General features: G+C 70.9%; 21 protein-coding genes and 6 tRNA genes. 12 read left to right on the top strand and 15 right to left on the bottom strand.

Going from position 1 to position 25,727, the window contains the following annotated elements; all coding sequences use genetic code 11:
• Positions 1 to 10 precede the first annotated feature (10 nt).
• The 5 genes from ACZ6EG_RS08320 to ACZ6EG_RS08300 all read right to left on the bottom strand — a co-directional run bounded on the left by ACZ6EG_RS08320 (position 11) and on the right by ACZ6EG_RS08300 (position 2,700).
• The gene (locus ACZ6EG_RS08320; RefSeq protein ID WP_391971641.1) at positions 11 to 826 is read right to left on the bottom strand and encodes an ABC transporter permease; all 816 of its coding nucleotides are present in this window, start codon (positions 824 to 826) and stop codon (positions 11 to 13) included.
• Positions 823 to 1,794, bottom strand: a complete 972-nt coding sequence (locus ACZ6EG_RS08315) for an ABC transporter ATP-binding protein (RefSeq protein ID WP_391971640.1) — start codon at positions 1,792 to 1,794, stop codon at positions 823 to 825. The genes ACZ6EG_RS08320 and ACZ6EG_RS08315 overlap by 4 nt, the downstream gene beginning before the upstream one ends.
• Positions 1,795 to 1,978: 184 nt before the next feature.
• Positions 1,979 to 2,051, bottom strand: a tRNA-Gly gene (locus tag ACZ6EG_RS08310).
• A gap of 80 nt (positions 2,052 to 2,131) precedes the next feature.
• A tRNA-Gly gene (locus tag ACZ6EG_RS08305) sits at positions 2,132 to 2,203 on the bottom strand.
• Between the two features lie 179 nt (positions 2,204 to 2,382).
• Entirely contained in the window at positions 2,383 to 2,700 is a 318-nt protein-coding gene (locus ACZ6EG_RS08300) for a histone-like nucleoid-structuring protein Lsr2 (RefSeq protein ID WP_053133541.1), read from the bottom strand.
• Between the two features lie 339 nt (positions 2,701 to 3,039).
• Between ACZ6EG_RS08300 and purS the strand changes: the two genes are divergently transcribed.
• From purS to purL, 3 genes are read left to right on the top strand one after another with little or no spacing between them, the layout of a single operon-like run.
• Entirely contained in the window at positions 3,040 to 3,312 is a 273-nt protein-coding gene (purS, locus tag ACZ6EG_RS08295) for a phosphoribosylformylglycinamidine synthase subunit PurS (protein ID WP_063482444.1), read from the top strand.
• Complete coding sequence (gene purQ / locus ACZ6EG_RS08290; protein ID WP_366767635.1) at positions 3,309 to 3,989, top strand: phosphoribosylformylglycinamidine synthase subunit PurQ; 681 nt, start codon at positions 3,309 to 3,311, stop codon at positions 3,987 to 3,989. The genes purS and purQ overlap by 4 nt, the downstream gene beginning before the upstream one ends.
• A complete protein-coding gene (gene purL / locus ACZ6EG_RS08285) occupies positions 3,986 to 6,244 on the top strand; it encodes a phosphoribosylformylglycinamidine synthase subunit PurL (RefSeq protein ID WP_391971639.1) in 2,259 nt (752 codons plus the stop codon). The genes purQ and purL overlap by 4 nt, the downstream gene beginning before the upstream one ends.
• Before the next feature lie 537 nt (positions 6,245 to 6,781).
• Here the strand turns inward: purL and ACZ6EG_RS08280 are convergent.
• Entirely contained in the window at positions 6,782 to 7,147 is a 366-nt protein-coding gene (locus tag ACZ6EG_RS08280) for a hypothetical protein (protein WP_469602734.1), read from the bottom strand.
• 147 nt (positions 7,148 to 7,294) lie between these two features.
• On the opposite strand from ACZ6EG_RS08280, the gene ACZ6EG_RS08275 reads away from it, so the two are divergent.
• From ACZ6EG_RS08275 to purM, 4 genes are all read left to right on the top strand, one after another.
• Positions 7,295 to 8,086 (top strand): maleylpyruvate isomerase family mycothiol-dependent enzyme, encoded by a 792-nt coding sequence (locus ACZ6EG_RS08275; RefSeq protein WP_469602731.1) that lies wholly within the window; start codon positions 7,295 to 7,297, stop codon positions 8,084 to 8,086.
• Between the two features lie 53 nt (positions 8,087 to 8,139).
• Positions 8,140 to 8,928 carry an META domain-containing protein gene (locus ACZ6EG_RS08270; RefSeq protein ID WP_391971638.1) on the top strand — a complete coding sequence of 263 codons (789 nt, stop codon included), beginning with the start codon at positions 8,140 to 8,142 and terminating at the stop codon, positions 8,926 to 8,928.
• Positions 8,929 to 8,990: 62 nt separating this feature from the next.
• Positions 8,991 to 10,517, top strand: coding sequence for an amidophosphoribosyltransferase (gene purF, locus ACZ6EG_RS08265; protein WP_391971637.1), 1,527 nt, complete (start codon positions 8,991 to 8,993; stop codon positions 10,515 to 10,517).
• A 43-nt stretch (positions 10,518 to 10,560) separates the two neighbouring features.
• Positions 10,561 to 11,643 (top strand): phosphoribosylformylglycinamidine cyclo-ligase, encoded by a 1,083-nt coding sequence (purM, locus tag ACZ6EG_RS08260; protein WP_469602727.1) that lies wholly within the window; start codon positions 10,561 to 10,563, stop codon positions 11,641 to 11,643.
• A gap of 78 nt (positions 11,644 to 11,721) precedes the next feature.
• On the opposite strand, the gene ACZ6EG_RS08255 is transcribed toward purM, so the two are convergent.
• Both ACZ6EG_RS08255 and ACZ6EG_RS08250 read right to left on the bottom strand, forming a co-directional pair.
• Entirely contained in the window at positions 11,722 to 11,973 is a 252-nt protein-coding gene (locus tag ACZ6EG_RS08255; protein ID WP_053133512.1) for a DUF3073 domain-containing protein, read from the bottom strand.
• A 310-nt stretch (positions 11,974 to 12,283) separates the two neighbouring features.
• Positions 12,284 to 13,378, bottom strand: a complete 1,095-nt coding sequence (locus ACZ6EG_RS08250) for a Leu/Phe/Val dehydrogenase (protein ID WP_391971636.1) — start codon at positions 13,376 to 13,378, stop codon at positions 12,284 to 12,286.
• A gap of 220 nt (positions 13,379 to 13,598) precedes the next feature.
• Between ACZ6EG_RS08250 and ACZ6EG_RS08245 the strand changes: the two genes are divergently transcribed.
• Both ACZ6EG_RS08245 and bldC read left to right on the top strand, forming a co-directional pair.
• Complete coding sequence (locus ACZ6EG_RS08245) at positions 13,599 to 14,450, top strand: DUF8083 family protein (RefSeq protein ID WP_391971635.1); 852 nt, start codon at positions 13,599 to 13,601, stop codon at positions 14,448 to 14,450.
• A 532-nt stretch (positions 14,451 to 14,982) separates the two neighbouring features.
• A complete protein-coding gene (gene bldC, locus ACZ6EG_RS08240) occupies positions 14,983 to 15,189 on the top strand; it encodes a developmental transcriptional regulator BldC (RefSeq protein ID WP_003949541.1) in 207 nt (68 codons plus the stop codon).
• 431 nt (positions 15,190 to 15,620) lie between these two features.
• On the opposite strand, the gene ACZ6EG_RS08235 is transcribed toward bldC, so the two are convergent.
• The 7 genes from ACZ6EG_RS08235 to ACZ6EG_RS08205 form a co-directional block, all read right to left on the bottom strand.
• Positions 15,621 to 15,815 carry a DUF6274 family protein gene (locus ACZ6EG_RS08235; protein WP_391971634.1) on the bottom strand — a complete coding sequence of 65 codons (195 nt, stop codon included), beginning with the start codon at positions 15,813 to 15,815 and terminating at the stop codon, positions 15,621 to 15,623.
• A 243-nt stretch (positions 15,816 to 16,058) separates the two neighbouring features.
• A tRNA-Asp gene (locus ACZ6EG_RS08230) sits at positions 16,059 to 16,133 on the bottom strand.
• Between the two features lie 95 nt (positions 16,134 to 16,228).
• Entirely contained in the window at positions 16,229 to 20,206 is a 3,978-nt protein-coding gene (hrpA, locus tag ACZ6EG_RS08225) for an ATP-dependent RNA helicase HrpA (protein WP_469602722.1), read from the bottom strand.
• Between the two features lie 141 nt (positions 20,207 to 20,347).
• A tRNA-Phe gene (locus tag ACZ6EG_RS08220) sits at positions 20,348 to 20,421 on the bottom strand.
• 24 nt (positions 20,422 to 20,445) lie between these two features.
• Positions 20,446 to 20,520 (bottom strand) — tRNA-Asp (locus ACZ6EG_RS08215).
• 36 nt (positions 20,521 to 20,556) lie between these two features.
• Positions 20,557 to 20,629, bottom strand: a tRNA-Glu gene (locus tag ACZ6EG_RS08210).
• Positions 20,630 to 20,709: 80 nt separating this feature from the next.
• A complete protein-coding gene (locus ACZ6EG_RS08205; RefSeq protein WP_469602719.1) occupies positions 20,710 to 22,350 on the bottom strand; it encodes a metallophosphoesterase family protein in 1,641 nt (546 codons plus the stop codon).
• A 115-nt stretch (positions 22,351 to 22,465) separates the two neighbouring features.
• Between ACZ6EG_RS08205 and ACZ6EG_RS08200 the strand changes: the two genes are divergently transcribed.
• From ACZ6EG_RS08200 to ACZ6EG_RS08190, 3 genes are all read left to right on the top strand, one after another.
• Complete coding sequence (locus ACZ6EG_RS08200) at positions 22,466 to 22,816, top strand: metallopeptidase family protein (protein ID WP_043383624.1); 351 nt, start codon at positions 22,466 to 22,468, stop codon at positions 22,814 to 22,816.
• Between the two features lie 96 nt (positions 22,817 to 22,912).
• Positions 22,913 to 23,470, top strand: coding sequence for a hypothetical protein (locus ACZ6EG_RS08195; RefSeq protein WP_469602716.1), 558 nt, complete (start codon positions 22,913 to 22,915; stop codon positions 23,468 to 23,470).
• 351 nt (positions 23,471 to 23,821) lie between these two features.
• A partial coding sequence (locus tag ACZ6EG_RS08190) for a DEAD/DEAH box helicase (RefSeq protein ID WP_391971630.1) occupies positions 23,822 to 25,727 on the top strand: 1,906 nt, incomplete at its 3' end.

Here is a 25,727-nt window from a genome sequence, read left to right as displayed (position 1 = left end):
CTCCCGTACGTCAGTGCCGTGGCTCCCAGCGGAACCACCGCCGTACAGCAAACACCGACACCACGGTCCAGGCCACCGCCGTGGCCGCGGCGCCCAGGGCCTCGTAGGCCGACAGGTCACCGGTCCAGCCGCCGCGCACCAGTGTGATGACGGGCGTCAGCGGCAACAGCTCGCACACGGAGGCGAGCCGGTCCGGGAGCAGCTCCAGCGGGACGAACAGGCCGGAGCCGAACAGCGCGACGAACATGAACGGCAGCGGGGTGACCTGCGCGCTCTCGCCGGTGCGGGTGAAGCTCGCGGTGACCGCCGCGAGCGCGGCGCACATCACGAGGCCGAGCAGCAGTCCGAGGACGGCGAGGTGGGGGGCCGAGGGCGCGGAGAGGTCCAGCAGGACGAAGCAGCCCACCGTGAGCAGCACGCTCTGGACGAGCCCGCTGAGGACGGCCGGCAGCGCGGACCCGCCCAGGATCTCCACGTCCCGCAGCTCGCCGGTACGCAGCCGCTTGAGGACGAGTTCCTCGCGCCGGACGACGAAGACGCCGACGAGGGCGGAGTAGACGGCGAAGAGCAGGGAGAAGCCGATCGCGGCGGGCAGCACGAGGGTGCCGGTGGTCAGCCCGGCCGACGCGAGGTCCATCTCCTTGGACGCCTGCTGCACGCTGAACGGCAGCATCAGCGGCACGAACAGGGCGGCGAAGAGGGTGCCCTTGTTCCGTCCGAGGAGGATCATCTCGGCGCGGGCGAGGGCGGCCATGCGCCGCATCGGCGTGGTGGCCGGCGCGTGCGCGGCGCGTGCCGGGGGGTGCTGCGTGGCCGTGGTGTTCATGCCGCGTACTCCTTCGTCGTCGTTCCCTCGGCCGTCCTCGCCGACGCCTCCCGCGCGATCCCCAGGAACGCCTCCTCCAGGGATGCCGACCGGACGTCGAGGCGGTGCAGTTCCACGCCCGCCTGTGTGGCCCACACGAGCAGCCCGGTGGCCGCGCGCTGCAGTTCACGGGTGCGCAGCCGGACGATCCGGCCGTCGATCTCGTGGTCGCTCACTCCCAGCTCGCCGAGCGGCGGCAGGTCACCCACGAAGTAGCCCTCGGGCAGTTCGAAGGAGATCCGGGAGGGCTGGGCGGCGGTCACCTCGGCGGGGGTTCCGGTGGCGGCGATCCGGCCCTCGTGCATGATCGCGATCCGGTCGGCCAGGTTCTCGGCCTCTTCCAGGTAGTGCGTGGTCAGCAGCACGGTGGTGCCGCCGTCGCGCAGCGCGCTCACCAACTCCCAGGTGTCCCGGCGGCCTTCGGCGTCCAGTCCGGTGCTGGGCTCGTCCAGGAAGAGCACCTCGGGGTCGCCGAGCAGCGCGAGCGCCAGGTCCAGGCGGCGCCGCTGGCCCCCGGAGAGCTGCTTCACGCGTACGTCGGCCTTCGTCTCCAGGCCGACCACGGCCAGCACCTCGGCCGGCGGCCGGGCCCCGCTGACGCACCCCGCCCACATCCGGGCGGTCTCGGCGACGGTCAGCTCGGAGGGGAAGCCGCCCTCCTGGAGCATCACGCCGGTGCGGGAGCGCACGGCGGCCCGCTCGGTGTACGGGTCGTGCCCGAGGACGCGCACCCGCCCGCCCGCCGGAGCGGCTAGGCCCTCCAGCAGTTCCACCGTCGACGTCTTGCCCGCGCCGTTGGTGCCGAGCAGCGCGAAGACCTCACCGCGGCGCACGGAGAAGTCGATTCCGCGCACGGCCTCGAACCCGCCCCCGTACACACGCCGCAGACCGGTGACCTCAATCACGTGTTCGTGTCCGTCTGATCGCATGGCTCAAGCATTCCGGCGCCCCGGGCCGTGCGGCAGTGCGGCGCGTCATCACCCGGCATGACAAATGTCAGGAGGGTGGCGCTCGGGGGTGGGGCATCCGCCCGGCTCCCGGACGCGGACACGCGACCCGTGCGCGGACGCACGAAAAGACCCCGGTCCGTGGAGGACCGGGGTCTGATTCCCGAGCGGACGACGAGGCTCGAACTCGCGACCTCAACCTTGGCAAGGTTGCGCTCTACCAACTGAGCTACGTCCGCATTGCCTCCGACCGGCCTTCACCGATCGGTGCGAGCACCAGCCTACCTGATCGAATACGCTGATCGGTACGGCGATGCAGAGCGGGTGACAGGAATTGCACACTGCGCCTTCCCCCTGGAAGGGGGATGTTCTACTACTGAACTACACCCGCATGTTCCGTGAGCTGGGCCTTTCGGCCTCGCCCCTCGGCGTGCTCCAGACTTTAGCTGATCACCCGGGGTGCTGCGCAAGTCGGTTGCCGCGAGGGGTGGCTGAGCGGCCGTCGGCCCGCGCGCGGGGAGCGGCCGCGACCCGCTCCCCGGCGAAAGCGGCGCGAGCGCCGCGCCCGGCTCACTGCGCCGCGGTGAACGCCTCGTACACCTTCTTCGGGATCCGGCCCCGCGCGGGCACGTCCATCTTGTTCGCCTGGGCCCAGGCCCGGACCGCCGCCGGGTCGGGGGCGACCTCCGTCTGCCGGTACGCCTTGCCGGAACGCGACCGCTTGCGGCCGGCCGACACGTACGGCTCGAGAGCCGTGCGCAGTTTCCGGGCATTGGCTTCGTTCAGGTCGATCTCGTACATCCGGCCGTCGACACCGAAGGCGATCGTCTCCGCTGCTTCCGAGCCGTCGATGTCGTCAAAGAGAGTGACCACGACACGCTGCGCCACGAATATCGGTCCCTTCGTGCGGCATCTCCGCGGTGACGTGCCAGGACGTCGCGATGATGCCGACTGTTCGCCTGTAATTGGGCAAAGTATCGGCTAATGACATTTCATTTGTACAGTGCCCGGCATTGAAATGGGAAGCTCGACTAAATCCTCCCGCGTGTCCCCGCACAATAGGCCACCGAGCCCGATCCGGGATCTTTCCCGAAGTTTTTCGAAGACACCTCCTTCCGATGCCCGATCGTGATGGGGCTCACGTAGTTTCCTACAATGCTACGCGCGTAGAAATTTTGTACGGGTAGTCTGAAGGGACCTGCTCAGCACCACACACCGGGAGTGCCAGTGGCACGCGTCGTAGTCGACGTCATGCTCAAGCCGGAGATCCTCGACCCCCAGGGCCAGGCGGTGCAGCGCGCACTGCCGCGGCTGGGTTTCGAGGGGATCTCGGACGTACGTCAGGGAAAGCGATTCGAACTGGAAGTGGACGGGCCGGTCGACGATGCCGCCCTCGCCCGCATCCATGATCTTGCGGAATCCTTCCTCGCCAACACCGTGATCGAGGACTTCACCGTCAAGGTCGAGTCCGATGACGTAGTCGCGGGAGCCGCGAAGTGACCGCTCGTATTGGCGTCGTCACTTTCCCCGGCAGTCTCGACGACCGGGACACGCAGCGCGCGATCCGCGTCGCCGGCGCCGAACCCGTCGCCCTCTGGCACAAGGACAAGGACCTCAAGCAGGTCGACGCCGTGGTGCTCTGCGGCGGTTTCTCGTACGGCGACTATCTGCGGGCCGGTGCCATCGCGCGCTTCTCGCCGGTGATGGACACCCTCATCGACCAGGCGAAGGCCGGCCTCCCGGTGCTCGGCATCTGCAACGGCTTCCAGATCCTCACGGAGGCCCACCTGCTGCCCGGCGGGATGCTCGGCAACGACCACCTGCACTTCATCTGCCGCGACCAGAAGCTGCGGGTGGAGAACGCGGACACGTCCTGGACCAGCGACTACAGCGCCGGTCAGGAGATCCACATCCCGCTGAAGAACATGGACGGGCGGTACGTCGCCGACCGGCGCACGCTGGACGAGCTGGAGGCCGAGGGACGGGTCGCCTTCCGTTACGTCGACTTCAACCCGAACGGCTCGCTCAACGACATCGCCGGCATCACCAACGCCGCCGGGAACGTCGTCGGCCTCATGCCGCACCCCGAGCACGCCGTCGAGCCGCTGATCGGCACCGGCCGCACCGACGGCCTGCCGTTCTTCACGTCGATCCTCAAGAAGCTGGTCAACGCATGAGCCGGACGCCTCTGGACACGGTCGAGCACGCGGCCGAGACCCCCGACGTCGAGCTGCCCTGGGCCGAGCTGGGCCTGAAGAAGGACGAGTACGAGCGGGTCGTGGAGATCCTCGGCCGCCGCCCCACCGGGGCGGAGCTGGCCATGTACTCCGTCATGTGGTCCGAGCACTGCTCGTACAAGAGCAGCAAGGTCCACCTGCGCCAGTTCGGCGAGAAGGCCCCCGAGTCCGACGCGATGCTCGTCGGCATCGGTGAGAACGCCGGTGTCGTCGACGTCGGCCAGGGCTACGCGGTCACCTTCAAGGTCGAGTCGCACAACCACCCCTCCTACGTGGAGCCCTACCAGGGCGCGGCCACGGGCGTCGGCGGCATCGTCCGCGACATCATCGCGATGGGCGCCCGCCCGGTCGCCGTCGTGGACCCCCTGCGCTTCGGCGCCGCCGACCACCCCGACACCAAGCGCGTCCTGCCGGGCGTCGTCGCCGGCATCGGCGGCTACGGCAACTGCCTGGGCCTGCCCAACATCGGCGGCGAGGTCGTCTTCGACGCCTGCTACCAGGGCAACCCACTGGTCAACGCCGGTGCCATCGGCGTCATGCGGCACGAGGACATCCACCTCGCCAAGGCGTCCGGCGCCGGCAACAAGGTCATCCTGTACGGGGCCCGCACCGGCGGCGACGGCATCGGCGGCGCCTCGATCCTGGCCTCCGAGACCTTCGACGACGCCAAGCCCTCCAAGCGCCCGGCCGTCCAGGTCGGCGACCCCTTCCAGGAGAAGCTCCTCATCGAGTGCACCCTGGAGGCGTTCGCCGAGAAGCTGGTCGTCGGCATCCAGGACCTCGGCGCGGCCGGCCTGTCCTGCGCCACCTCCGAGCTGGCCTCCAACGGCTCCGGCGGCATGCGCGTCACCCTGGACGACGTACCGCTGCGCGACTCCACGCTCTCGCCCGAGGAGATCCTCATGAGCGAGTCGCAGGAACGCATGTGCGCGGTCGTCGAGCCCGGCAAGGTGGACCGCTTCCTGGAGATCTGCGAGAAGTGGGACGTCATCGCCACCGTCATCGGTGAGGTGACCGATGGCGACCGCCTGGAGATCTACTGGCACGGCGGCAAGATCGTCGACGTCGACCCGCGCACGGTCGCGCACGAGGGCCCGGTCTACGAGCGCCCCTACGCCCGCCCCGAGTGGCAGGACGCCCTCCAGGCCGACGACGCGAACAAGCTGCCCCGGCCGGAGACGTCCGAGGAGCTGAAGGACCAGGTCCTGAAGCTGGTCGGCTCCCCGAACCAGGCGTCCAAGAAGTGGATCACCCAGCAGTACGACCACTTCGTGCAGGGCAACACCGTCCTCGCCCAGCCCGAGGACTCCGGCATGATCCGGGTCGACGAGGAGACCGGCCTCGGCGTCGCGATCGCCACGGACGGCAACGGCCGCTACGCCAAGCTCGACCCGTACACGGGCGCCCAGCTGGCCCTCGCGGAGGCCTACCGCAACGTGGCGACGACCGGCGCCAAGCCGCTCGCCGTCTCCGACTGCCTGAACTTCGGCTCGCCGGAGGACCCGGCGGTCATGTGGCAGTTCGCGGAGGCCGTGCGCGGTCTGGCGGACGGCTGCCTCCAGCTCGGCACCCCGGTGACCGGCGGCAACGTCTCGCTGTACAACCAGACCGGCGAGGCCGCCATCCACCCGACGCCGGTGGTCGCGGTGCTCGGCGTCATCGACGACGTGGCCCGCCGCACGCCGGTCGCCTTCCAGGAGGAGGGGCACCTGCTGTACCTCCTCGGCGACACGCGTGAGGAGTTCGGCGGCTCGGCCTGGTCCCAGGTGATCCACGACCACCTCGGCGGCCTGCCCCCGAAGGTCGACCTGGAGCGCGAGCGGCTGCTCGGCGAGATCCTGATCTCCGCCTCCCGCGACGGCATGATCGACTCCGCGCACGACCTGTCCGACGGCGGTCTCGTCCAGGCGGTCGTCGAGTCGGCGCTGCTCGGGGAGAAGGGCGCGCGTCTGGTCGTACCGGACGGGCTCGACGCCTTCACCTTCCTGTTCTCGGAGTCGGCGGGCCGCGCGGTCGTCGCCGTCCCGCGCTCGGAGGAGCTCCGTTTCACCGACATGTGCGGCGCGCGCGGCCTGCCCGCCACCCGCGTCGGTGTCGTGGACGGGGACGCGGTGGAGGTCCAGGGCGAGTTCTCGCTCCCCCTGACCGAGCTGCGCGAGGCCCACGAGGGCACGATCCCGGCGCTGCTGGCCTGACGGCCGCCCGTCCCTCCCGAGCCCCCGCCCGGCCCGCCGGACGGGGGCTTCGGCGTGCCGCACCCGGCGCCGGCCCGGTCGCCCGGCGAGCCGGAAGGGACGGACGAACGGTGCACGCCGGGCCGCCCCGGACCCGCCGGTCGCGTCGCCGGCCACGGCTGCCAGCTTCGTCGCGCGGTCACGGAGCGGGAGCGGCCGTACCACGGGGAACGGGAAACGGGGGATCGACGCGGGTGCCGGACGGTGTGCGCAGAACCGTGAACGTCCTGCTCTGCCTGGCGCCCGTGGTGGCCGTCGGCTGGAGCGGGCACGAGATCTGGCGGGTGTGGGACGCCCGCCGGCAGATCGACGAGGCCGGCGCCGGCCTCGTCCCGGCCGTGCGGGTGCTGGCGTTCTCCCCGGCCGGCGGCACGATCACCCACCGCGACGCCGAGGAGGGGGTGATCGACCTCGGTGCCGGAACCGCTCAGGACTGCGAGATCTTCAGCACCGAGGCAGGTCGGAAGGACGGCGAGGAGCGGGGCGGGCGGTGGTTCTTCACGGGCGCCGTGGTCGTGCTGCCCGCGGACCGGCCCCTCGTCGCCGACGGACCGCGCCGGCCGCCTGGGCTGCGCCGACCGGCTCCCCGACCCGCCCGAGGACGTCCCCGCGCTGCCCGAGGGCCCGGTCCCGGCCGCCCGCGCCGAGGGCACCTGCGCCTTCTACCGCGAGGGCGGCTTCGCCCGCCGGGCCGAGCTGCCGGACCAGGTCGTCGAGAGCCGCACGGACGTCAGGCTGTGGGACGAGCGGTGCGGGCTCGTGCTCAGCGAGGGCCGGGCGGGCGCGCTCCACCTCGCCGAGGCGGACGACCACGAGTACCTCGTCCGCCCGGACCGTCCCGGCCAGTGGTTCGTCTCCCTGCATGCGACCCCGGGCCGCGCCGGACGCAGCAGCGAGGACCCGGTCTGGTGGGCCTCTACGTCGACGACGTCACTTCCCGCCGCCACTGCACGGACCTCGTCTTCCCCGAGGGCTCCGCCTTCCGGGCCGACAGGCCCTAGGCTCACCGCCATGCCGCCCGCCAGGAGACGCGCCCGCGCCTACGACCCCGCCCGGACCCGCACCGCCGTGCTGGCCCAGTTCGCCCACGTACGGGCGGCCGCCCGCGGCCTCACCCCCGGACAGCTCGCCCTGCCGACCCGGCTCGGCGACTGGACCGTACGGGAACTGCTCGCGCACATCGGCACGGCGCTCTCCGCCGTGCCCCGGCTGCTCGACGAGCCCGAACCCGCGCGCCAGGACGCCCGCCTGCTCGACTGGCCGTTCGCGACCGCCGCGGACACCGTCGCCGTCACCGCCCGGCGCCTCGCGGCGGACCACCCCGACCTCGACGCCCACCTCGCCGACGTGGAGCGGCGCTTCACCGACGGCCTCGCCGCCCACCCCGGCACCCGGCTGCTGGCCACCCACGCGGGCGCCCTGCCGCTGGACGACTACGTCGTCACGCGCACCGTGGAGCTGGTCGTCCACACCGACGACCTCGCCGCGGCCGTCCCCGGCCTCGACATCCCCTACGACCGGCAGGCCCTGGCCGTCGCGACCCGGCTGCTGGCCGACGCGCTCGCCGCCAGGGCGCCCGGCGGCTCGACCGAGGTGCGGATCCCGCCGTACGCCGTGGTGCAGTGCGTCGAGGGGCCCCGGCACACCCGCGGCACCCCGCCCAACGTCGTCGAGACCGACCCGCTGACCTGGATCCGGCTGGCGTCCGGCCGGCTCGCCTGGAAGGACGCGGTGACCGGGGCGCAGGTGCGCGCGAGCGGCGAGCGGGCCGACCTCGGGGCGCTGCTGCCCCTCCTCGGCTGAGAACAGGACGCGGCCGAGGGGAACCCAACCCTCCGCACGGCCGTCGAATCGGCATGTACAGGCAGAAGCAGCAGCGCAACGTGACCCTGACCGTGGTGGCGCTCGCCGCGCTCGTGCCGCTCGTGGCGGCCTGCGGCGGCGAGAAGGCCGACGGTGGCAGCGGCTCCGTCGGTGCCGGCGAGCCCATCACCGGCGTCCGCTGGAGCATCGACAGCGTCACCGTCGACGGCACCACCCACCGGGCGCCGGACTCGGCGCACGTCCGGATCGAGGAGAGCGGCGAGGCGGTGGGCAGCACCGGCTGCAACACCTTCGGCGCCCGCGCCGTGGTCGAGGGCGAGCGCGTGCGGGTCAGCGACGCCATGTTCACCGAGAAGGCCTGCGACAAGACGCCCGCGGACTTCGAGAAGTCCCTCGGCCGCGCCCTCGCCGACGGCTCCCTCACCACCGAGAACGAGGGCGAACGCCTGACGCTCACCACCTCCGACGGCGACACCGTCAAGCTGAGCCGGCCCGAGGAGGCGTCCCTGTACGGCACCCGGTGGACCGTGACGGCCCCCGGCCAGCGGGGCCCCGCCCACCTCACCTTCGACCGGGACGCGAAGACCGTCGTCGGCCGGCTCCCCTGCAACCACGTCAACGCCAAGGCCACCGTCAGCGACGGCAGTATCACCCTCGGCGCCCCGTCCACCACCCGAATGATGTGCGAAGGCTCACTCATGGACGCCGAGAAGCGCCTGCTGGGGCTCTTCGGCGGGACGGTCGAGTACCGGATCGACCACGAGACCCTCACGCTGACCAGCAAGGACGGCGTGACCGTCCGGGCCTTCGCCGATCGGTGATCCCCGGGTGAGCCGTCGTACCCAATTCGGACCAGTGGTCGACCTCGCCTACACTCGGAGACGTGCCACGTGGTGACGGTCGACTCAATCACGATCTGCTTCCGGGCGAGAAGGGCCCCCAGGACGCATGCGGCGTCTTCGGTGTCTGGGCTCCCGGTGAAGAGGTCGCAAAACTCTCCTACTTCGGGCTCTACGCCCTCCAGCATCGAGGCCAGGAATCCGCGGGAATCGCGGTCAGCAACGGCTCACAGATCCTCGTCTTCAAGGACATGGGACTGGTCTCCCAGGTCTTCGACGAGACCTCGCTCGGTTCGCTCCAGGGTCACATCGCGGTCGGACACGCCCGCTACTCGACCACCGGTGCCTCCGTGTGGGAGAACGCCCAGCCGACGTTCCGTGCCACCGCGCAGGGCTCCATCGCGCTCGGGCACAACGGCAACCTCGTCAACACCGCCCAGCTCGCCGAGATGGTCGCCGACCTGCCCAAGCAGGACGGCCGCTCCACCCGGGTCGCGGCGACCAACGACACGGACCTGGTCACCGCGCTGCTCGCGGGCCAGGTCGACGACGACGGCAAGCCGCTGACCATCGAGGAGGCGGCCGGCAAGGTGCTGCCCCAGGTGCGCGGCGCCTTCTCCCTCGTCTTCATGGACGAGCACACCCTCTACGCCGCCCGGGACCCCCAGGGCATCCGCCCGCTGGTCCTCGGCCGGCTGGAGCGCGGCTGGGTGGTCGCCTCGGAGTCCGCCGCCCTCGACATCTGCGGCGCCTCCTACGTCCGCGAGATCGAGCCGGGCGAGTTCGTCGCCATCGACGAGAACGGCCTGCGCACCTCGCGATTCGCAGAAGCGAAGCCCAAGGGCTGCGTCTTCGAGTACGTGTACCTGGCCCGCCCGGACACCGACATCGCCGGCCGGAACGTGTACCTCTCGCGGGTCGAGATGGGCCGCAAGCTGGCCGCGGAGGCCCCCGCCGACGCCGACCTGGTCATAGCGACCCCGGAATCCGGCACCCCCGCCGCGATCGGGTACGCCGAGGCCTCCGGCATCCCCTTCGGCAACGGCCTGGTGAAGAACGCCTACGTGGGCCGCACCTTCATCCAGCCCTCGCAGACCATCCGCCAGCTCGGCATCCGCCTGAAGCTGAACCCCTTGAAGGAAGTCATCAAGGGCAAGCGGCTGGTCGTCGTCGACGACTCCATCGTCCGCGGCAACACCCAGCGGGCCCTGGTCCGCATGCTCCGCGAGGCAGGCGCCGCCGAGGTCCACATCCGGATCTCCTCCCCGCCCGTGAAGTGGCCCTGCTTCTTCGGCATCGACTTCGCCACCCGCGCCGAGCTGATCGCCAACGGCATGAGCATCGAGGAGATCGGCACCTCGCTCGGCGCCGACTCCCTGGCCTACATCTCCATCGACGGCATGATCGAGGCGACCACGATCGCCAAGCCGAACCTGTGCCGCGCCTGCTTCGACGGCGAGTACCCGATGGAACTCCCCGACCCCGAGCTGCTCGGCAAGCAGCTCCTGGAGACCGAGCTGGCCGCCGGGCCCGCCGCCACGGCCGCCGCCGACGCCATCCGTCGCCCGTAGCCGTCCGCAATACCTGCCGTACGACACGAAGGTTCTCATCGTCATGCCTGACACAACTGGTGCCAGCAGCGCAGCAGCCTCCTACAAGACCGCAGGTGTCGACATCGAGGCGGGCGACCGCGCCGTCGAGCTCATGAAGGAGTGGGTGAAGAAGACGCAGCGTCCCGAGGTCCTCGGCGGCCTCGGCGGTTTCGCCGGTCTCTTCGACGCCTCCGCCCTCAAGAACTACGAGCGCCCCCTGCTCGCCTCCGCCACCGACGGCGTCGGCACCAAGGTCGACATCGCCCGGCAGCTGGGCGTCTACGACACCATCGGCCACGACCTGGTCGCCATGGTCATGGACGACATCGTGGTCTGCGGTGCCGAGCCGCTGTTCATGACCGACTACATCTGCGTCGGCAAGGTCCACCCCGAGCGTGTCGCCGCGATCGTCAAGGGCATCGCCGAGGGCTGCGTACTGGCCGGCTGCGCCCTGGTCGGCGGTGAGACGGCCGAGCACCCCGGCCTGCTGGGCGCGGACGACTTCGACGTCGCCGGCGCCGGCACGGGCGTCGTGGAGGCGGACCGGCTGCTCGGCCCGGATCGCATCCGTACGGGTGACGCGGTGATCGCCATGGCCTCCTCCGGGCTTCACTCGAACGGGTACTCGCTCGTCCGCCACGTCCTGCTGAACGAGGCCGGACTGGCCCTGGACGCGCACCTGGAGGGCCTCGGCCGCACCCTCGGTGAGGAACTGCTGGAGCCGACCAAGATCTACTCGCTGGACTGCCTGGCTCTCACCCGCACCGCCGAGGTCCACGCCTTCAGCCACGTCACGGGAGGCGGTCTCGCCGCCAACCTGGCCCGGGTGATCCCCGACGGCCTGCACGCCGTCGTGGACCGCTCCACCTGGGCCCCGGGCGCGATCTTCGACCTCGTCGGTACGACGGGCCGGGTGGAACGCCTGGAGCTGGAGAAGACCCTGAACATGGGCGTGGGCATGATCGCGATCGTGCCCGAGGAGTCGGCGGACGTGGCCCTGACGACCCTGGCCGACCGCGGTGTGGACGCCTGGGTGGCCGGTGAGATCACCGACCGCGGTGACCACGCGACGGGCGCCGCGCTCGTCGGCGACTACGCCGGCTGAGAGCCCGGCGACCGTGCGGGTAGCACTAAACCCGGTCGGTGACCTGAGTCACCGACCGGGTGAGTGTTCCGCGCAGGGTCAAGCGCCGCGTCGCTGTTGCGGGGACTGGCCGTCCTCGTCCTGGTCGTCGTCCCCATAGAGGTCGGCGTACCGTGCGTACACGTCATCGTCCTGCTCATCGTCCTCGAATTGCTCGCCATTCGGCGGTTGCGAATTCGACGGCGATGCGCCCAGCTCCTCGGCCAGGCGGGAGAGATCAGTCCCACCGCTGTTGTACTTCAGCTGGCGGGCGACCTTCGTCTGCTTGGCCTTGGCCCGGCCGCGCCCCATGGCTCGACCCCCTCAACGACGGGGCTCGACGGCCCCAGAGTCTTGACACGCGTTCATGGTCCGGCACGGACTCTCCGTGGAGAGACCGGTCCGTAGGGCTTCCACGGTACCTGAGCCCACGCCCATACGGTACGTCGCCCGTAGGACGTGGCTACGCCCAGGACCTTCGAGGCGCCCCGTCCTCGCTGGTCAAAGGCGATTTTAACCACCTTTCGGCGGTCGACCCGCCGGGAGAAGTGAGAGTTCTCTCCAAGTGCCCCCCGGCAGGTACCGCCCACAGCGTCGAAACGCCTTCCCGATCACCGTGGGATCACACCCGGGAGCGTGCCTCCGCCATCCGCTGCTCGGCGATCCGGTCGGCCGCGGCGGCCGGCGGGATACCGTCCTCATTCGCACGTGCGAAGATGGCCAGCGTGGTGTCGAAGATCTTCGCCGCCTTCTCCTTGCACCGCTCGAAGTCGAAGCCGTGCAGCTCGTCGGCGACCTGGATGACACCGCCGGCGTTCACCACGTAGTCCGGCGCGTAGAGGATGCCGCGGTCGGCGAGGTCCTTCTCCACGCCCGGGTGGGCGAGCTGGTTGTTGGCCGCGCCGCACACCACGCGGGCGGTCAGCACCGGCACCGTCTCGTCGCTCAGCGCGCCGCCGAGCGCGCAGGGGGCGTAGATGTCGAGGTTCTCGACCCGGATCAGGGCGTCGGTGTCGGCGACCGCGATCACCGACGGGTGCCGCTCGGTGATCGCCCGCACGACGTCCTTGCGCACATCGGTGACGACCACGTGGGCCCCCTCGGCGAGCAGGTGCTCGACCAGGTGGTGGCCGACCTTGCCGACGCCCGCGATGCCGACGGTGCGGTCGCGCAGCGTCGGGTCGCCCCACAGGTGCTGGGCCGAGGCCCGCATGCCCTGGTAGACGCCGAAGGCGGTGAGCACGGAGGAGTCCCCCGCGCCGCCGTTCTCGGGGGAGCGGCCCGTCGTCCAGCGGCACTCGCGCGCCACGACGTCCATGTCGGCGACGTACGTGCCGACGTCGCAGGCGGTGACGTACCGGCCGCCGAGCGAGGCGACGAACCGGCCGTAGGCGAGCAGCAGCTCGTCCGACTTGATCTGCTCCGGGTCGCCGATGATCACGGCCTTGCCGCCGCCGTGCTCGAGGCCGGCCATGGCGTTCTTGTACGACATGCCGCGAGCGAGGTTCAGCGCGTCGGCGACGGCCTCCGCCTCGTTCGCGTACGGGTAGAAGCGCGTACCGCCGAGCGCGGGGCCCAGGGCGGTGGAGTGGAGGGCGATGACGGCCTTCAGGCCGCTGGCACGGTCCTGGCAGAGCACGACTTGCTCATGGCCCCCCAGCTCCGAGTGGAACAGGGTGTGGAGGACATCAGCAGGTGCGCCGGTTACGTCGGTCACGGTGGTGACTCCTGTGTAGGTGCGGCGGGTGGAGACGGGTCCCCGTGCGGGTGGCGGGGACTGTGGCACGAGATTAGGGCCTGACGGTGGCCGCCCGCCGCACAGTGCTCAGGATCACCTCCGCACGGAGTACACGCGTGCGACGATTTGCAGAGGTTGCCGCGCGTTTGTGATCGACTGACGCAGGTTTTCGCAGCGTCGCGCGGGGGAGGGAGCAGGCGTGCCCAAGGTGTCCTCGGTGATCGTCCCGTACGCGGCGTACCTGCGCGTGTACGAGCCGCTGACCGCCTTCCCGGAGGAGGAGCGCGGCCACTGGACCCGGTACGCCCGCCGCACCGACCTGCCCACCTACCAGGACGAGCTGCGCCGCTCCCTCGCGGACCTGCTGCCCGTCCCGCCGGTCCCCGTGCCGGTGCACGAGAGCGCGGACGCGTTCGTGACCGAGGTCGACGGGGTGGTCTGCGTCTGCCCGTGGCGGACCCGGCTGCGCGGCTGGCAGGCCCTGGAGGAGCTGCCCGAGGACTTCCCCGAGCCCGTCCTCGACGCCCTGCTGCCCCCGGTCGTGCGCCGGCAGAGCGCCCAGGACTACGAGCGCTGGCTGCGGCGCAACCCGGACGCCCGCCCCTGGATCCGCACCGCCACCTGGCAGGTGCCGATCAACTGGTTCGTCCTGGTCTCCGACGCGGAGCGGGAGTACGAGAAGGCCGGCGACGGCGAGGGGGCGGCCGCGCCGGTGCTGCGCTACCGGACGCCGATGGTGCAGGCCCGCCGACGGGTCGCCCGGGGCCTGCGGGCGCTGCGCGAGGCCATGGACGAGGGGCCGCTCATCGACGGTCTGGTGGACGTGGGGCGCTGGCTGGAGGAGTTCCACCCGCGCTCCCTGGTGGAGCTGGACTACGGAGGGCTGGTGCACGCGGTGCCGTCCGGTGAGCTGGAGGACGACCACTCGGCCGCCGACGTGGCCGAGGGCATCGAAGCGCTGCGCCACGGCGACGGGGCCGCGGCGGGGGCGGCGTACGGGCGGCTCGTGGAGCGCTGGCGGGCGGTGCGGGACCGGCGGTCCGCGAACTGACGTTTGACGTACCGCCCGATGTGGGGTTTCGTCTTCCGCTCCGACACGTGCCCGGGGTGGGCTGATGTTTCGTCAACAAGGGACGTAGGTCCCGATCCGGGCGTAAGCGTCAAGCGTGACGGACCGCACGTACATCACTCTTGCGCCCCTTCCCCCTCCTCATGCCAAAATAGGACAAGGAGTCCGGGGAGGGCTCCGTCCGTCCTGCTGTGATGCACTGTGGGCGGAATCGCAGCATTGCACGCTTTGGGGGGTCTGGTGACTCCTGATCGTCCTGTGACTGATCGTCACAGTGGCGTGACTGTCCGCTATGGCATGGTCCATCGGCTTCCGTCGCTGATGAACACCTGGGAGGGCAATTCCATCGGTTTGGCCGACGCGGCTGGACGGATGGTGTAGTTGTAGTGCCGAGGACAAGCCGTTCGTCCTATAACCGACTCGACCCGTGTCCGCCATTTCGGGCAACGCGGGTCAAGGTGCAGAATTTAAAGGAAAGAACCGAGAAGGTTCGGTTCTCCCGAGGAGGCCGCTCATGACCGCTCGCACCCCTGATGCCGAGCCGCTGCTGACCCCGGCTGAGGTCGCCACCATGTTCCGCGTCGACCCGAAGACGGTCACGCGCTGGGCGAAGGCCGGCAAGCTCACGTCGATCCGCACGCTCGGCGGGCATCGCCGCTACCGCGAAGCCGAGGTCCGCGCTCTGCTCGCGGGCATTCCGCAGCAGCGCAGCGAGGCCTGAACAACTGAATAACCGGGCAGAACGGCAGGTCCCCCAACCCGCCGAGGCGCTCGGAACCACAGCTCAACACGATGCCGTTCCTGCCCCAACAGGGGTGCGTCGTGGATCGCGCTGGACTCCGCCGGGTCCAGCGCGATCTTTTTTGTGTGCGGTCCTGTGGCTGGGGGAGGGTCGTCGGCCGGCTCTGTGAGCGGCCTTGTCGGAGTCTGGGGAGGGGTGTCGGATCATCTGTGCGAGGGCCGCGTAGAGGTGGTGCAATTGCACATATTAAATGGACCTGTTGTAGGGGAGCCATAAGTGCCACGGTTCCAGAAACTCATGCGGTGACACCCGTCACACGGTTCCCCGCTTGTTGGTCCCGGCATCCGTGCGCTAAAGGAGACGTGAGCTCCAGCAGGGCGGCGTGGCAAGGGTGTTGGGGGCGGCGCCCCTCAGGCGGTGGGAGCGCTCTCGTCCTCGAGGCCCTCTTGACGCTCCGTCGGAGACTGTGGGGTGGACGAGTCCAGCGCCAGTCGCAGCAGCCGGTGGCAGATCGGGCAGTGGCGCGTCAGGTGGCGGTACGACGACGCGGCCGCCAGATGCGCGCGGAGCAGGGCCCGCGTCTCGTGCCTGACCGATGCCGCCATACGCCACCTCCGGGAACCGCGCGGAGAACGTGCCCTGTCTCTGAAGTACCGAGGGAATGTGACGCCGTCAAGGCCGCCAGGGGGCGCTGAGGGCCTCCGGTGGGCGTGGGGCGGGGTTGGACGCGTGAAGAGGGCCGGCGCGGCCCCACGGGGCTCTTGGGCGCCGCGGGCGCGCGGCCGTCGCCCGGGACCGGATCCGGGGCAACGAAAAGGGCCCGCACCGATCGGTGCGGGCCCTTGCTGCGGTCCTGACGGGATTTGAACCCGCGGCCTCCACCTTGACAGGGTGGCGAGCACTCCAAACTGCTCCACAGGACCAGGATTTGCGGCGCTTTTTCCTGCGTTGCGCTGCGAGACGAGACTCTACAGGAGGGCGAGCCCCTGGGTCGAACTCACCCTCCGTACGGCCGTGGTCACGGTGCGAGCGCGTCGATGGCCTTGACGATCCGCTTGTCGGAGACGGGGTAGGCCGTGCCCAGCGCGTGCGCGAAATAGCTGACCCGGAGCTCCTCGATCATCCAGCGGACCTCCAGCACCTGCTGCGGCACCGGCCGCCCCTGGGGCATCTGCTCCAGCAGCCACGCGTACTCGTCCCGCATCTCGTGGACCTTCTCCATCCGGGACGTGTCCCGCTGGACCCCGGTCGGCATCTGCTGGAGCCTCCGGTCCGCGGCGACCAGATACCGCATCAGGTCCGGCAGTCGCTTGATGCCCGCCTCCGTGACGAAGCCGGGCTTCACCAGCGCGTCCAGCTGCCCCCGTACGTCCTGGAGGTTGGCCAGCAGCGCGGGGCTCCGTACGGCCTTCAGGCGGCGCTCGCAGGCCTGCCAGGCCGCCAGTACCTGCTGCACCTGGCCCACCGTGCGGACGGTCGTGTCGACGATCTCCGCGCGGACCTTGTCGTAGAGCTTCCGGTACGACTCCTCGTCCCACGCCGGTCCGCCGAAGTCGGCGATCAGCCGGTCCGCCGCCGCCGTGGCGCAGTCGTCGAACAGCGCCTGGATCGAACCGTGCGGATTGGCGGACAGCCCGAGCTTCTGCTGGTTGGTCAGCTTCTCGGACGCGAACTTCGCCGGGTTCACCGGGATGTTGCGCAGGATCAGCCGGCGCGTGCCCCTCCACATCGCCTGCGCCTGCTCGGCCTCCGTGTCGAAGAGGCGTACGGAGACGGTGTTCGCCGTCGGTCCGTCGTCCACCAGGGCCGGGTAGGCCTTCACCGGCTGCCCGGCCCGGCGCGTCTCGAAGACGCGCGTCAGGGTGCCGATCGTCCAGTCCGTCAGCCCGGTGCGCTCCAGGGACTCGCCGCCGCTGCGCTCCGCGGTGGCCGCGGCGGCCTGCGACAGCGCCTTGCGCGCCTTGGGCCTCAGCCGCAGCTTCAGGGCCTCCAGGTCCTTGTCCTCGGCCAGTTTGCGGCGCCGCTCGTCGACGATCCGGAAAGTGATCTTCAGGTGGTCCGGGACCCTCGACCAGTCGAAGTCCTCCGCGTCGAACGGCACTCCGACCATCCGCCGCAGCTCGCGCGCCATGGTCACCGTCAGCGGCTCCTGGAGGGGCACGGCCCGCCGCAGGAACTTCTGCGCGTAGTCCGGCGCCGGTACGTAGTTGCGGCGGACCGGCTTGGGCAGGGAGCGGATCAGCTCCGTGACGACCTGCTCGCGCAGACCGGGGATCTGCCAGTCGAAGCCCTCGTCCGTGACCTGGTTGAGCACCTGCAGCGGAACGTGCACGGTCACGCCGTCGGCGTCCGCGCCCGGCTCGAACTGGTACGTCACCCGGAACTTCAGCTGCCCCTGGCGCCACGAGTCCGGGTAGTCGTCCTTGGTGACCGCCCCCGCCTTCTCGTTGATGAGCATCTCGCGCTCGAAGTCGAGGAAGTCGGGCTGCTCGTGCCGCTTGTGCTTCCACCAGGAGTCGAAGTGCGCGCCGGAGACGACGTGTTCGGGCACCCGCTGGTCGTAGAAGTCGTAGAGGGTCTCGTCGTCGACCAGGATGTCCCGGCGCCGGGCGCGGTGCTCCAGCTCCTCGACCTCGGTGAGCAGCCGGCGGTTGTCCGCGAAGAACTTGTGGTGCGTGCGCCAGTCGCCCTCGACCAGAGCGTTGCGGATGAACAGCTCCCGGCTGGCCTCCGGGTCGATGCGCCCGTAGTTCACCTTGCGCTGGGCCACGATCGGCACGCCGTACAGCGTGACCTTCTCGTAGGCCATCACGGCCGCCTGGTCCTTCTCCCAGTGCGGCTCGCTGTAGGTGCGCTTGAGGAGGTGCCCGGCGAGGGGCTCGACCCACTCCGGCTCGATCCGCGCGTTGACGCGGGCCCACAGGCGGGAGGTCTCCACCAGCTCGGCGGACATCACGAACCGCGGGGGCTTCTTGAAGAGCGCGGAGCCGGGGAAGATCGCGAACTTGGCGTTCCGGGCGCCCAGGTACTCGTTCTTGCCCGTGCTCCTCCCGCCCTCGCCTCCGGCGTCCTTCACGTCCTTCATGCCGACGTGGGAGAGGAGCCCGGCCAGCAGCGACACGTGGACGCGGTCGTCGGGGGCGTCCTCCTCATTGAGGTGGATGCCCATCTGCTTGGCGACCGTGCGCAGCTGCGTGTAGATGTCCTGCCATTCGCGGATGCGCAGGAAGTTGAGGTACTCCTGCTTGCACATCCGGCGGAAGGACGACGAGCCGCGCTCCTTCTGCTGCTCCCGCACGTACCGCCACAGGTTCAGGAAGGCCAGGAAGTCGCTGGTCTCGTCCTTGAAGCGAGCGTGCTGCTGGTCGGCCTGGGCCTGCTTCTCGGACGGCCGCTCCCGCGGGTCCTGGATGGACAGCGCCGCCGCTATGACCATGACCTCGCGGGCGCAGCCGTTGCGGTCGGCCTCCAGGACCATCCTGGCCAGCCGGGGGTCGACGGGCAGCTGGGCCAGCTTCCGGCCGGTGTCGGTGAGCCGCTTGCGTACGTCCTTCTGCGCCGGGTCCAGCGCGCCCAGTTCCTGGAGGAGCTGCACGCCGTCGCGGATGTTGCGGTGGTCCGGCGGGTCGATGAAGGGGAACTTCTCGATGTCGCCGAGGCCGGCGGCGGTCATCTGCAGGATGACGGAGGCGAGGTTCGTGCGGAGGATCTCCGCGTCGGTGAACTCCGGCCGCGCCTCGAAGTCGTCCTCGGAGTACAGCCGGATGCAGATGCCGTCGCTGGTCCGCCCGCAGCGGCCCTTGCGCTGGTTGGCGCTGGCCTGCGAGATGGGCTCGATCGGCAGGCGCTGGACCTTGGTGCGGTGGCTGTACCGGGAGATCCGGGCGAACCCGGGATCGATCACGTACTTGATGCCGGGCACGGTCAGCGAGGTCTCGGCGACGTTGGTCGCCAGAACGATCCTGCGTCCGGTGTGCTGCTGGAACACGCGGTGCTGCTCGGCGTGCGACAGCCGCGCGTACAGCGGCAGCACCTCCGTGAACCGGTACTTCTTCTTCTCCAGGGCGTCGGCGGTGTCCCGGATCTCCCGCTCGCCGGAGAGGAAGACGAGGATGTCGCCCTTCCCCTCCGCCATCAGCTCCTCGACGGCGTCGGTGATCGCGGTGATCTGGTCCCGGTCGGCGTCGTCGCCGTCCTCCTCCAGCAGCGGCCGGTACCGCACCTCCACCGGGTACGTCCGTCCGCTCACCTCGATGATCGGCGCGTCGCCGAAGTGCCGCGAGAAGCGCTCCGGATCGATCGTCGCCGAGGTGATGACGACCTTCAGATCCGGCCGCCTGGGCAGCAGCTGGGCGAGGTAGCCCAGCAGGAAGTCGATGTTGAGGGACCGCTCGTGGGCCTCGTCGATGATGATCGTGTCGTAGGCGCGCAGCTCACGGTCGGTCTGGATCTCGGCGAGCAGGATGCCGTCCGTCATCAGCTTGATGAACGTGGCGTCCGGGTTCACCTGGTCGGTGAAGCGCACCTTCCAGCCGACGGCCTCGCCCAGGGGCGTGTCCAGCTCGTCCGCCACGCGTTCGGCGACGGTGCGCGCGGCGATCCGCCGCGGCTGGGTGTGGCCGATCATGCCGCGCACACCCCGGCCCAGCTCCACGCAGATCTTCGGGATCTGGGTCGTCTTGCCGGACCCGGTCTCACCGGCGACGATGACGACCTGGTGATCACGGATGGCCTCCGCGATCACGTCCTTCTTCTGGCTGACGGGCAGTTGCTCCGGGTAGCTGACGGCGGGCACACGGGACCGGCGTTCACCGATGCGCTGCTCGGCCTTGGCCACCTCTGCGTCGATCTCGGCGAGGACGGCGGCGCGAACCTCCGGCTTGCGGATCTTCCGCGCACCTTCGAGCCGCCGGCCGAGCCGGTGCGCGTCGCGCAGGGACAGCTCGGTCAGCCGGGGGGCGAGGGTGCCGAGGGCGGGGGCGGGGTGCGTAGACATACGGGTTCCAGGATCTCATCCCCGGGAAAAACCTGGCGAACGATTTCCGCCCGGTCGTCCCGGGCGTCGTCCCGGCACCAGCAAGGTGCCGTTCACGGGCAACACAAAACCCCCGTCGATGATCTCGACGGGGGTTGAATGTGGCTGGGGCCGGGGTCGAACCGGCGACCTATCGCTTTTCAGGCGATCGCTCGTACCAACTGAGCTACCCAGCCGCGAGGTTTCACGTGAAACCTCAGCGGTCCTGACGGGATTTGAACCCGCGGCCTCCACCTTGACAGGGTGGCGAGCACTCCAAACTGCTCCACAGGACCAAGCTCGTGTACGACAGTGTCGCACACCGTACTGCGTGCCCCCAACGGGATTCGAACCCGTGCTACCGCCTTGAAAGGGCGGCGTCCTAGGCCGCTAGACGATGAGGGCTATCGGCCCGCCTGGGCGCTTCGCAGCGCGTCGGGGACGTGAGAAGCATATGGGATGGCGGGAGGTATCGCCAAAACGGTTTACGGAGGGGTGGGGGTGGGGCCGGTCGGGGACGGGCCGGTGCGCGAGGGTGAGGGGCTCGTGCCGCTCGCGGACGGGCCCGTGCCGGTGGGTGAAGGGGTCGCGCCGGGCTGGTTCTCCTTGGGGAGGTGCCGGCTGACCTCGGCCGTCGTCAGGCCCAGGCCGCCGAGTTCGATCTCGTCCCAGGCCTGGAGCCGCCGGCTGTCCCGGTCGAAGTACAGGATCGACGCCTGGATCGGGTCGGGGTGCTTCCCCTCGACCGCGCGCAGGCCGCTGCCGCCGGTGGAGCCCTCGATGCGCAGGCGGGTGCCGTACTTCATGACCTCCATGTCCTCGCGGTGGACGTGCCCGGCGAGGACCAGCGGGACCTCGCCGTCGACCTGGCGGGCCGCCGACGGTTCGTGGGCGACGGCCACGTCGACGGGGGTGCCGGCCGCGCGCTGGTCGCGCAGGGCCGAGGCCAGGCGGGCGCCGGCCAGTTCCTGGGAGGCCTCGGCACCTTCCGGTCGCGAGCGGTCGGGGGTGAACTGGGGGTCGCCGATGCCGGCGAAGCGCAGGCCCGCGATGTTCCGGGCCAGGCCGTCGTCCAGGACGTGTGCGTTCTTCAGGCCCTTGAGGTACTCCTGGGTGACGCGGGAGTCGTGGTTGCCGCGGACCCAGACGTAGGGGGCGCCGAGATCCTCGACGGGGTCCAGGAAGCTGTTCTCCGCGGCGGTGCCGTGGTCCATGGTGTCGCCCGAGTCGACGATCACGTTCACCTCGTACTGCTCCACCAGCGAGGCGATGATCTTCCAGCTCGCCGGGTTCAGGTGGATGTCCGACACGTGTAGGACGCGGATCGTGGTCGGGTCGGGCTGGTAGGCGGGGAGGGTGGAGGTGACGTCGTAGAGCTTGGTGACGTTCGTGACCAGGCGGGCCAGTTCCTTCTGGTAGATGTCGAACTCGGTCACGATGCTGCGCGCGTTGCCGACGAGGGAGGGCGCGGAGGAGAGCAGGCCGGAGAACTTCGGCTCCAGGACGGAGTCGGGGTTCAGGGTCGCGTAGGCGGTGCCGCCGGAGGCGACCAGCAGGGTGAGGGCCATGCCGCCGGCGGCCAGCGCGGGACGCGGGCGGCGGTAGACCGCCAGTCCGAGGGCGGTGGCGCCGGTGACCACGGCGACGCAGGAACGGACGGCGAGGTCGAGCGTGCCGTGCGCGACGTCCCGCGCGACCTCGTCCTGGAGACCGGAGAGGCGTTCGGGGTGGTCGACCAGGGCCTGGGCGCGGCCGGGGTCGAGTTGGTCGACGTTGACGTCGAGGCGGACCGGGGCGATGTGGCTGTCGAGCCGGAGAGCGCCCAGTGGAGAGACGTTGATCTTCGTGCCACCGCTGACGGAGGGGCGCAGCGTCATGGTCGTGTTCATGGGGCCGACGGGGACGCGGACGTCCCCCACGACCAGCAGGCCCAGCCAGGCGCCGAGCAGCACGACGGCGACGAGACCGGCGGCGCGGGTCCAGGGACGCGACCGGGGGGCGAGTTCCGGCGCCGCGGCCGCCCGGCGGGTCCGGGGGCGGCGGCGGACGAGGACGCGCGGGGCGTTGCGGATGGGGTTCATCACCTCGGCCAGGACGTGCAGGACGGCGGCGGGGACGCGAGCCATTGGGCCCGTATGCCCAAGCCCCGGGGCGGGTATGCGGACGCCGGCTCGCGGCCGCCGCGCGGGGCGCCCGCGGACGGCTGTGTCGTACTCCACGGTCGTACCCGACAATGGGCCTGTGCTGGAGATGACGCGCGAGGAGTTCGAGGAACTGGTCGCCGAGGCCCTGGACCGGATTCCGCCGGAGTTGACGCGGCTGATGGACAACGTCGCCGTGTTCGTCGAGGACGAGCCGCCGGCGGACGACCCCGAGCTGCTCGGGCTGTACGAGGGGACGCCGCTGACGGAGCGCGGGGAGTGGTACGCGGGCGTGCTGCCGGACCGGATCACCATTTACCGGGGGCCGACGCTGCGCTTCTGCGAGACCCGTGAGGACGTGGTGGCGGAGACCGAGGTGACGGTGGTCCACGAGATCGCGCACCACTTCGGGATCGACGACGCGCGGCTGCACGCCCTCGGGTACGGGTGACGCGCTCGGGTCAAGGTCCGCGGTGCGCGGCGCGTGTCCTCTTGTGGGTGACGGGAGTTGGGCACGGCGACTCCTGACCCCCGGAGGTGGCCGCCCGTGCGCCCCTTGAACGTTCCCGTCCGACTGGCCGCCACGGCCGTGGCCGTCGCCGCCGCCGCCGGCTGCATGAGTGTCGGCGACGGCGCGTCCGGCGGGGGTGCCAGGCCGTCGCACTCCACCGGGGAGCGGGGCGACGAGGCACCCGGCGGCGGTCCGGCGCTGACGGGCGGGAACGCCGGGTACGGCGCGGCGGCGGCCGACGAGGGGCGCGGGCGCGGCAAGGGGAAGAAGGGCAAGGGCGACGGCGCGGACGCGGGCGGGGGCAAGAGCGGGGACAAGGGCCGGAAGGGTACGGACGCCTCCCCGGCGACCGCGCCGCCCGGACGGGCGACCGGGGCTCCGCCCGCGCAGGGCGGGGGCGAGCAGCCCGCGCCCACCCGGACGCCGCCCCCGGAACCCACGCGCACGGTCGAGCCGGAGCCGACACCGACCCCGGAGCCGCCGGTCACGCCGACGCCCGAGCCGACCCCGGAGCCGTCCTCGTCGGCGCACGAACCGCCGGGGACGCAGCTGGCGCAGCGGGAGCCGGCCCCCGAGGCCGGGGCACCGGTGTAGGGGACACGGGTGGCGCCAGGGGACGGACGCGGCAGCGTCACCGGGGCCGCGGCCAGGCGGGCGACCTGGTCGGCAACCGGGTCTGCGGGCTGGTCGGCAACCGGGACCGCAGCCGGGTCCGCAACCGGGCTGAGCTGGGCATGTGCCACCCGGTTTGCCTTCGGGGGTGGAGGGTGCGTATGGTGGTAGATCGTTTGATCCCATTTGCCCGGCGCCACCGCAGAGCGCGCCGTGTGGCGCGTACTCTCCTTTGCCGTGGTGGACCGCATCGAGGCGGTCGTATTGCGAATCGCGATTCACGGAGTTGACGGGCGCGTGCCGACGAGAGACTCCGGAAGGTTTCGCATTCGCATGTCCATCACCAGTACTGATCACGTCGTCGTGCCCGAGAACGCCGAAGGCGTGGAAGGCGCGCCGGAGGCCGTCGAGGCCCCCGCGACCCCCGAGGCTCCCGAGGCCACCTTCGCCGACCTGGGCCTGCCCGAGGGCGTCGTGCGCAAGCTCGCGCAGAACGGCGTGACCACCCCCTTCCCGATCCAGGCCGCGACCATCCCGGACGCGCTGGCGGGCAAGGACATCCTCGGCCGGGGCCGCACCGGCTCCGGCAAGACCCTCTCCTTCGGTCTGCCGACCCTGGCCACGCTGGCCGGCGGCCGCACCGAGAAGCACAAGCCGCGCGCCGTCATCCTGACGCCGACCCGTGAGCTGGCCATGCAGGTCGCCGACGCGCTCCAGCCGTACGGCGACGTCCTCGGCCTGAAGATGAAGGTCGTCTGCGGCGGTACCTCCATGGGCAACCAGATCTACGCCCTGGAGCGCGGCGTCGACGTCCTCGTCGCCACCCCGGGCCGCCTGCGCGACATCATCAACCGCGGCGCCTGCTCCTTGGAGAACGTGCAGATCGCCGTCCTCGACGAGGCCGACCAGATGTCGGACCTGGGCTTCCTGCCCGAGGTCACCGAGCTGCTCGACCAGGTCCCGGCGGGCGGCCAGCGCATGCTCTTCTCGGCCACGATGGAGAACGAGATCTCCACGCTGGTCAAGCGCTACCTGACCGACCCGGTCACGCACGAGGTCGACAGCGCCCAGGGCAACGTGACGACCATGTCGCACCACATCCTGGTCGTGAAGCCCAAGGACAAGGCGCCCGTCACCGCCGCGATCGCCTCCCGCAAGGGCCGCACGATCATCTTCGTCCGCACCCAGCTCGGCGCCGACCGCATCGCCGAACAGCTCTGCGACGCCGGTGTGAAGGCCGACGCGCTGCACGGCGGCATGACGCAGGGCGCGCGCACCCGGGTCCTGGAGGACTTCAAGAAGGGCTACGTCAACGCGCTCGTCGCCACCGACGTCGCCGCGCGCGGCATCCACGTCGACGGCATCGACCTGGTGCTCAACGTCGACCCGGCCGGTGACCACAAGGACTACCTGCACCGCGCGGGCCGCACCGCGCGCGCCGGCCGTACCGGCACGGTCGTCTCCCTGTCCCTGCCGCACCAGCGGCGTCAGATCTTCCGGTTGATGGAGGACGCGGGCGTCGACGCCACGCGCCACATCATCCAGGGCGGCGCGGCCTTCGAGCCGGAGGTCGCCGAGATCACCGGTGCCCGGTCGATGACCGAGGTCCAGGCCGAGTCCGCGGGCAACGCGGCGCAGCAGGCCGAGCGCGAGGTCGCCCAGCTCAACAAGGAGCTGGAGCGGGCCCAGCGGCGCGCGACCGAGCTGCGCGAGGAGGCGGACCGACTGGTCGCCCGCGTCGCGCGGGAGCGTGGCGAGGACCCGGAGACCGTGCTGGCCGAGGTGGCCGCGGCGGCGACCGAGGCCGAGGTCTCGCTGCCCGAGCAGCCGGGCGCGCGGGACGTCGAGAAGGCCGAGCGGAGCGGCGGCAACGGCCGCGACCGCTTCGCCGACCGCGACCGTTCCTTCGAGCGTCGCGACGACCGGGGCGGCGACCGTGGTGGCCGTTCGTTCGAGCGTCGTGACGACCGTGGTGGTGACCGCGGCGGCTTCCGCCGTGACGACCGCGGTGACCGGGGCAACGACCGTGGCGGGCGTTCCTTCGAGCGCCGTGACGACCGTGGCGGCCGTTCCTTCGAGCGCCGTGACGACCGCGGCGGCTTCCGCCGTGACGACCGCGGTGACCGGGGCAACGACCGTGGTGGCCGTTCCTTCGAGCGTCGCGACGACCGGGGCGGCGACCGTGGTGGCCGTTCGTTCGAGCGTCGTGACGACCGTGGTGGTGACCGCGGCGGCTTCC

Source organism: Streptomyces sp. NPDC041968 (genome assembly GCF_055589025.1).
The sequence above is the reverse complement of the archived record's forward strand: the minus strand, read 5'-3'. Positions and strand labels throughout refer to the sequence as shown.